Source organism: Kitasatospora sp. NPDC043949, from assembly GCF_056435365.1.
The window spans coordinates 1-1176 of the sequence record NZ_JBWKEQ010000128.1 but is presented as its reverse complement, the minus strand read 5'-3'; the positions used below and the strand labels follow the sequence as shown (position 1 = coordinate 1176).

Below are 1176 nucleotides of genomic sequence, written 5' to 3'. Positions count from 1 at the left end.
TACTGACATTTGCTCTTTGGGGTGATGGATCTGCCGTTTTACTGACGGACGGTCACCTGTCGGCGTAGACCGTCTCGCATGCGATATGCGGATGGGGGCGGGCTGACGGCGAAGGCACGACAGCGCCGTGAGGCCGTGCGCTTGGAGGCTGCCGCGCTGTTCGGCGAAGGAGTCAAGCCTCCGGAGGTCGCCCGGCAGTTGCGGGTGAGCTGCAAGTCGGTCTACCAGTGGCACCAGGCCTGGAAGCGGGGCGGGGCGGCGGCGCTGGGTTCGCGCGGCCCCCACGGGCAGCGGTGCAAGCTGTCCGTGCGGTGCCAGGAGAAACTGGCCGCCTACCTCGACCAGGGACCGGCCGCCCACGGCTGGGACGAGGACCAGGTGTGGACCGGTGCGCGGGTGGCCACACTGATCGGCCGCAAGTTCCACGTCTCCTACAGCGTCTCGGGCGCCACCCGGCTGATGCGCCGGCTCGGTTTCACGCCGCAGATACCCGCGAGGCGGTCCGCGGAGCGTGACGAGCAGGCCGTTACAGCGTGGAAGGAGGCGACTTGGGCGGAGGTAAAAGCGCCCGGGCGGCCTGCGGCGGATGGGTCTGCTTCGAGGACGAGGCCGGCTTCACGCGCAGGCCGCCCCGTGGACGCACCTGGGGGCGGCGGGGCGTCACCCCGGTCGTGAAGGTCTCCGGCAGCCGCTCTGGTCGGGTCTCGGTCGCGGGGCTGATCGCCGTGCGGCCCGGCTCCCGGACCAGGCTGTCCCATCGCATCCGGCGGCACACCGGTCGCAAGGGTGAGCGACGGAGCCTGTCCGAGCGCGACTACATCGGCCTGATCGACGGCATCCACCACCTGGTGAAGGCGCCGATCGTGCTGGTCTGGGACCGCCTGAACACTCATGTCTCCTATGCCATGCGGGACTTGATCGGCGCGCGGGACTGGCTGACGGTGTTCATCCTGCCCGCTTACGCGCCGGACCTGAATCCCGTGGAGTGGCTCTGGGCGCACGTCAAGCGCAGCTTGGCCAACCTGTCCTCGGTCGCCGTCGACCGCCTCGAAGCCCTCGTCCGCAACCGGCTCAAACGGCTCCAGTACCGCCCCGACATCCTCGACGGATTCCTCGCCGGGACCGGCCTCTCCCTCGACCTCCCGCCGCCATCACCCTGAAGCGCCAATGTCAGTA

1 protein-coding gene is annotated in these 1176 nt (G+C 69.5%); it reads left to right on the top strand.

The window, feature by feature from the left end; genetic code table 11:
- Positions 1-78: 78 nt before the first annotated feature.
- A protein-coding gene (locus AC07AL_RS38605; RefSeq protein ID WP_478319572.1) for an IS630 family transposase occupies positions 79-1160 on the top strand; the annotation gives its coding sequence in 2 pieces (ribosomal slippage) (positions 79-564 and positions 567-1160; 1080 coding nt in all).
- Positions 1161-1176: the final 16 nt, after the last annotated feature.